Origin of the sequence: Sphingomonas sp., assembly GCF_048594985.1 — a bacterium.
Taxonomy (GTDB): Bacteria; Pseudomonadota; Alphaproteobacteria; order Sphingomonadales; family Sphingomonadaceae; genus Sphingomonas_I.
Window position 1 is genome coordinate 1 of the sequence record NZ_JBMDXG010000070.1, and the last position, 6,517, is coordinate 6,517.

Below are 6,517 nucleotides of genomic sequence, written 5' to 3' on the forward strand. Positions count from 1 at the left end.
GGTCGAGGTCGCGACGCCGCCGCTGTGGCGCGCTCTGGCCGTGGTCCTGATGCCGGTCGTGCTGATCGCGGCGGGCCAGGTAGTCGCGCTGCTGCCCGAATCGGCCGCGCCGCGATTTGCGTGGCTGGGTCTCGCCAGCAATCCGATCCTCGCGCTGCTGATCGCCTGCCTCGCCGCGTTGCCATTGCTGTTCGGCCGTCGCATGGGCGAGCGCGTGATCCAGGAGGCGGTGTGGACCGAGGCGCTGAAGCCCGCCGGCGCGATCCTGCTCGCGATCGGCGCGGGCGGATCGCTGAAGCAGGTGCTGGTCAGCGCCGGTCTTTCGGACATGCTGGTGCGCATCGCGGCGAACGGCGCGATCTCCCCGCTGCTGCTCGCCTGGATCGTGGCGGTGTGCATCCGGCTCGCGACCGGATCGGCCACGGTCGCCACGATCACCACCGCCGGGATCATGCCCGGCCTGGTGGCGGCGTCGGGCGTATCGCCCGAATGGACCGTGCTCGCGATCGGCGCGGGATCGGTCTTCTTCTCGCACGTCAACGATCCCGGCTTCTGGCTGGTGAAGAGCTATATCGGCACCGACACGCCCGGCACCTTCAAGACGTGGTCCGTGCTGGAAACCGTCATCTCGGTCTGCGGCCTGCTGCTTGTTCTCCTGGCCAGCCGTCTGTTCTAGACCGACCGAAAACAATCGCTGCGGAGGGGGCAGCCATGGCGCAGATGCGATTAGCCGACCGGGCCTATTCGGGCATCGTCGAAATGATCAATGGCGAGCATCTCGAGGTGGGGGCACGGCTTCCATCCGAATCGCGGCTGGCGGAAATCTTCGGCATGTCGCGCACGATCGTGCGCGAGGCGCTGGTTCGCCTAGCGTCGGACGGCATTACCGAGGCGCGGCGCGGCGCCGGATCGTTCGTGAAGAGCCGCCCGTCGGACAAGCTCGCCGCCTATATGCCGCTGGCGGAAATGGCGAGCACGCTCGGCAGCTACGAGGTGCGTTTCGTGCTGGAGGCGGAAGCGGCCCGTCTCGCGGCCTCGCGCCGCTCGCCCGAGGCGATGGCGCATATCGAGGAGGGCCTCGACCAGCTTCGCACCGCGTTGCTGTCCAGCGCGCCCGCGCATGACGAGGATATGGAACTCCACCGCCGCATCGCGGAGGCGACCGCCAATCCGGCCTTCGTCATCGCGTTCGAATCCTTCTTTCCCGACGTCGACCGGATCATGCGCGCCGGGGTCGAGATTTCGCGCTCGCGCCCGCCCGAAGTGATCCAGACGATGATGCGCGAGCATGAAATGATCGTGGAGGCGATCCGCGCTCAGGATGGCGACGGCGCCGCGCTGGCGATGCGCTGGCACCTGTCGGAGGGGCGCAAGCGGCTCATGCCGTAGCCGTCACTTCGCGGCGGGCGGCGTTTCCAGCCATTGCAGCACATTGTCGCGCAGTTCTTCTGCGGGCACGTCGGTCCGGAGCGCCAGCGCCAGCTCGTCGGCGTGGGGACGCTCGAGCGTGGCGAGCTGGCTTTCAAGCAGACTGGGCGGCATGTAATGGCCCGGCCGATCGACCAGACGCCGCAGGATTTCGTCGGGATTGTTGTCGAGCAGCACGAAATGGGGCGCCAGCCCGCTCGCTGCCGCCAAACGCTCGCGATACACCCGGCGCAGCGCCGAGCAGGCCGCCACCACCCGCCCGCCGGCACGCGCCTCATCGCCGAGCGCAGCCCCCAGCCGATCGAGCCAGGGCCAGCGATCCTCGTCGGTCAGCGGGTGACCGCTGCGCATCTTCGCGACCGCCTCGGGGGAGTGAAAGCTGTCGCCCTCCAGGAAGGGGCAATCGAGTTTTTCCGCGAGCAACGCGCCCAATGTCGATTTGCCGCTGCCGCTGACGCCCATCACGACGACCACGAGCGGTTCGGCGGGGGCGGGGCTGATGGCGGCTTGGGGCAAGGCGGTCCTCGGTTCGACGTTGGGCAACCAGACGTCAAGATCGTGCCGGTCACGATGACTTGCTCTAGCGGGAGCGCGCGGTGCGGGGGAATTACGACCATCGTCGGATGGCTTGAGCCGGCCATCTCTTCTATCCGACGGGAAACATTGGGGTTTGGGCCCCGTACTATCACGGAGGCGGAACGGTATGCGGGCGAGCTTGTTGGCGGCGACCTTCCTGGCGATTTCGGGGCCGGCGCTGGCCGCGACCGGATCGGTCTTCCCCGTCGCCCCCGACGAGCCGCGCGCGGTCACGGTCAAGGGCCGCGGCGATGGCCGTGCCGACGATACCGACGCGATCCAGCGCGCGATCGACGCCTCGCTCGACAAGACCGGGCACGGCATCGTGTTCCTGCCGTCGGGCCGCTACCGCATCACGCGCACGATCGTCGTGCGGCGCGGCGTCCGCGTCTATGGCGTCGGGCCGACGCGCCCGACCCTAGTACTCGGCGCGAACAAGCCCGGCTTCCAGAAGGGCGTGTCGACCAAGGTCGCCTTCGCCGGCGACGACCAGTATAGCGTCGGCATGGTGCCCGTGCCGGTGCCGCCGATCGTGCCGCGCGACACGATCGTGCGCGATGCCAATTCGGCGACCTTCTATTCGTCGATGAGCAATGTCGATGTGGAGATCGGGCCGGGCAACCAGGCGGCCGCCGGCGTGCGCTTCCGCGTGGCGCAGCACGGCTTCCTCAGCCACATGAATTTCCGCATCGGATCGGGCTTTGCCGGCGTCTACCAGGCCGGCAACGTCATGGATGACGTGCATTTCCAGGGTGGCCGGTACGGCATCGTGACGGAAAAGACGTCACCCGCCTGGCAGTTCACCCTGCTCGATTCGACCTTCGAGGGGCAGCGCGACGCCGCGATCCGCGAGCATGAGGTCGACCTGACCCTCGTCAACGTCGCGATCCGCAACACGCCGGTCGGGATCGAGATCGATCGCGGCTATGGCGATTCGATGTGGGGCAAGGACGTGCGGTTCGAAAACGTCTCGCGTGCCGGCATCGTGATCTCGAACGAGAATAACGTCTTCACGCAGGTCGGCTTCGACAATGCGGTGGCGTCCAACACGCCCGTCTTCGCGCGCTTCCGCGACAGCGGCAAGACCGTGGCGGGCAAGGGTCGCGCCTATCGCGTCGCCGACTTCAGCTACGGCCTCGCCGTGCCGGCGTTGGGCAAGACCGGCACCTACCAGACGAAGGCGGACATCACCGCCCTCCCCAGCCTGCCCGCGCAGCGCGCGCCCGCGATCCGGGCGCTGCCGGAGATGCGCGCCTGGACCAACGTCAAGACGCTGGGGGTCAAGGGCGACAGCCGCACCGACGACACCGCCGCAATCCAGCGCGCGATCGACACGCACAAGGTGCTCTACTTCCCGGCCGGCTTCTACATGGTGACCGACAGCCTGAAGCTGCGTCCCGAAACCGTGCTGATCGGCATCCACCCGGCGATCACGCAGCTCGTCATCCCGGACAACAACCCGAAGCATGCCGGGCTCGGCACGGTCGTGCCGATCCTCGAAACGCCGCGCGGCGGCGACAATATCGTCTCCGGCCTCGGCCTGTTCACCGGGCGCGTGAACCCGCGCGCCTCCGCCCTCCTGTGGCGTTCGGGCGCGAACAGCCTGCTCGACGATGTCAAGATCATGGGCGGCGGCGGCACCCCCACCGCCGACGGCAAGCCGCTCGGCGCGGCGTCGGTCCGTACCGGCGATCCCGTCACCGACGGGCGCTGGGACGCGCAATATCCCAGCATCTGGGTGACCGACAATGGCGGCGGCACCTTCGTCGACGTGTGGAGCCCCAATACGGTCGCCTCCGCCGGCTTCTACGTCACCGACACGAGCACGCCGGGCCACGTCTACGAAATGTCGGTCGAGCATCACCCGCGCTACGAGTTCGTGCTCGACAACGTCCAGAACTGGGAATTCCTGGCGCCCCAGACCGAGCAGGAGGTGGGCGACGGGCCCGACGCGATCTCGCTCGAGATCCGCAATTCGCGCAATCTGCTGTTCGCGAACTATCACGGCTATCGCGTGACGCGGAATTATCACCCCGCGAAGAGCGCGGTGAAGCTGTTCAACTCGACCGACATCCGCTTCCGCAACGTTCACATCAATGCCGAGAGCGGCTTTGCGAGTTGCGAGCCCGAGGGTTGCGGCACCTATCTGCGCGCCAGCAAATATCCGTTCGAGAACGCGATCGAGGACGTGACCAGCAAGCTGGAGGTCCGCGAGCGCGAATTCGCCAGCCTGGACATCACCGGCAAGCCCGTCCCAGCCAAGCAGGTGCGGGCGGCGGGCAGCAGCGAGGTGCGCACGCTGGAGGACGGCTTCTGGTCGATCGCCGGCGCCGCCGTCGGCCCGGATGGGGAGCTTTACTTCATCGATCGCCGCTTCCAGCGGATCCACCGCTGGACCGAGGCGCGCGGGCTTGAAATCGTGCGCGACCAGTCGCTCGACCCGGTCAACCTCGCGGTCGACAAATCGGGCAAATTGCTTGTCCTGTCGTCGCTGGGCGCGAAGTCGACCGTCTACTCGCTCGATCCGACGGGTCCGAAGGACCAGCTGACCGTGATCGCGCCGACGCCGGTCCAGGCGCGCGCCGACGCGCGCACGCTGCTGCCGGTCAATTTCTGGAACAATGGCGAGTTCCGCGACCAGCTGAATCCCGACACGTACGAGTTCACGACGCTCGCCGAGATGTTCGCCCGCGACGCCGGATCGGCCAAGGCGCAGGAATATGTGTCGCCCGACGGCAGCCTCGTCCTCCCCGCCTTCCAGGTGTGGCAGCAGGGCGCGCCGGATCACACCGGCTGGCGCTGGTCGGACAGCCTGCAGACGCACGGCTTCGTCGGCGGCAAGCAGGGCGATCGCGTGTTCGTGGCCAACAGCTCCGAAAACGTCACCTATAGCGGGCGCGTGGGCGCGGGCGGCGCGATCACCGACCTGAAGCCGTTCGCGAATCGCGGCGGGGAGAGCGTGGCGGTGGGCAAGGACGGCCGCGTCTATGTCGCGAACGGCCAGGTTTTCGTCTACGACAGCGCCGGTCGCGAAACAGGCAGGATTGATGTCCCCGAACGACCGCTCCAGCTGATCTTCGGCGGCGCGGACGGGCGCACATTGTTCGTGCTGACCCATCACGCGCTTTACGCGGTCAAGCCATAAACGACGTCCGGGACATACGACCATGGTCGTATTTCTCGGAGGCCGAACGCGCGGTAGATCCTATCGTATAACATTCCGTCCGTTTTGGGCGGCGATGTTCCGTCGACGACGGGTTGTTCAATTAAAAAGAGTGCATGGGAAGGGAACGTAAGATGGGTTACGATTTCGCCGGGCAGGGGCTTGGGCGCCGATGGGCGCTGGCCACGGTGAGCATGGCGGCGCTGACTGTTTCGGTGCTGGCATCGCCGGCGATGGCGCAGACCGCGCCCGCCACGCCCGCCCCCGCCGCGCCGGCGCCGGGTTCCGACCCCGCGATCGCCGAGCCGGCTCCGACGCCGCCCGCCGCCAACGAGGCGCCGGCCGCCAGCAGCGGCGACATCATCGTCACCGGATCGCGCATCACGAGCAGCGGCTTCTCCGCGCCGACGCCGACCACGGTGCTGGGCGAAGCGCAGATCCAGAACAACGCGCAGCCGAACCTGTTCAACACGATCCAGCAGCTCCCGTCGCTGCAGGGTTCGACCGGCGCCGCCACCGGCACCTTCAGCACGTCGAGCGGCACGCAGGGCCTCAGCTCCTTCTCGCTCCGCGGCCTGGGCCCGATCCGCACCCTGACGCTGATCGACGGCCAGCGCGTCGTCGGCGCCAACGTCACGGGCGTGCCCGACGTCAGCATGTTCCCGCAGCTGCTGGTGAAGCGCGTCGACATCGTGAACGGCGGCGCGTCGGCGTCCTACGGCTCGGACGCCGTCGGCGGTGTCGTGAACTTTATCACCGACACGCGCTTCGAAGGCTTCAAGGGCAACGTCCTCGGCAGCATCACCAAATATGGCGATGACGAGACCGCGCTGGTCCAGGCCGCCTACGGCACCGCGCTGCTCGACAACCGCCTGCACGTGATCGTCAGCGGCGAATATGACCATGAAGGCGGTGTCGGCCCGGGCAATTTCGGCACCGATCTGGCCGGCGGCCGTAACTGGCACCGCGCCTCGACCCTCCTGAACACCGGCCAGCTCAACAACGGCCTGCCGCAATATGTGTATAGCGACTACGCGCAGCCCTATCAGTATGCGAAGTACGGCCTGATCAATAACGGGCCGCTGCAGGGCATCGCGTTCGATCCGAACGGCACGCCCTACAACTTCAATTACGGCTCGGGCGGGCAGCCGCTGGGCAACGGGCGTGTTTCGAACTGCTATCCGGGCAACAGCTTCTGCGTCGGCGGCGACCTTTCGGGCGCTCCGGGGTCGAGCGCGTCGCTCAAGTCCAAGCTGGAGCGCATCAACGGTTATGGCCGGATCGGCTTCGACTTCGCCGACAACAACGAGATCTACACGACCGTCAATGTCGCGCAGGTCAAGACCAGCA

General features: G+C 67.3%; 5 protein-coding genes. 4 read left to right on the forward strand and 1 reads right to left on the reverse strand.

All coding sequences use genetic code 11. The features are described from left to right. Both ACOJSF_RS02495 and ACOJSF_RS02500 read left to right on the forward strand, forming a co-directional pair. Window positions 1-676: GntP family permease (locus ACOJSF_RS02495; protein ID WP_420140653.1), on the forward strand; the 676-nt coding region annotated here is incomplete at its 5' end. Between the two features lie 35 nt (window positions 677-711). Beyond that, a complete protein-coding gene (locus ACOJSF_RS02500) occupies window positions 712-1,389 on the forward strand; it encodes a FadR/GntR family transcriptional regulator (protein ID WP_420140654.1) in 678 nt (225 codons plus the stop codon). 3 nt (window positions 1,390-1,392) lie between these two features. Here the strand turns inward: ACOJSF_RS02500 and ACOJSF_RS02505 are convergent, their stop codons facing one another. Next, on the reverse strand, window positions 1,393-1,944 hold the full coding sequence (locus ACOJSF_RS02505; RefSeq protein ID WP_420140655.1) for a gluconokinase: 552 nt from the start codon (window positions 1,942-1,944) through the stop codon (window positions 1,393-1,395). Window positions 1,945-2,131: 187 nt separating this feature from the next. On the opposite strand from ACOJSF_RS02505, the gene ACOJSF_RS02510 reads away from it, so the two are divergent. Further along, window positions 2,132-5,149, forward strand: coding sequence for a glycosyl hydrolase family 28-related protein (locus ACOJSF_RS02510; protein WP_420140656.1), 3,018 nt, complete (start codon window positions 2,132-2,134; stop codon window positions 5,147-5,149). A gap of 152 nt (window positions 5,150-5,301) precedes the next feature. Next, a partial coding sequence (locus ACOJSF_RS02515; RefSeq protein WP_420140657.1) for a TonB-dependent receptor plug domain-containing protein occupies window positions 5,302-6,517 on the forward strand: 1,216 nt, incomplete at its 3' end.

Excerpts from the sequence above, each read along its gene's own strand:
- ACOJSF_RS02500 (WP_420140654.1), top strand. The coding sequence starts at position 712 with ATGGCGCAGATGCGATTAGCCGACCGGGCCTATTCGGGCATCGTCGAA.
- ACOJSF_RS02510 (WP_420140656.1), top strand. The coding sequence starts at position 2,132 with ATGCGGGCGAGCTTGTTGGCGGCGACCTTCCTGGCGATTTCGGGGCCG.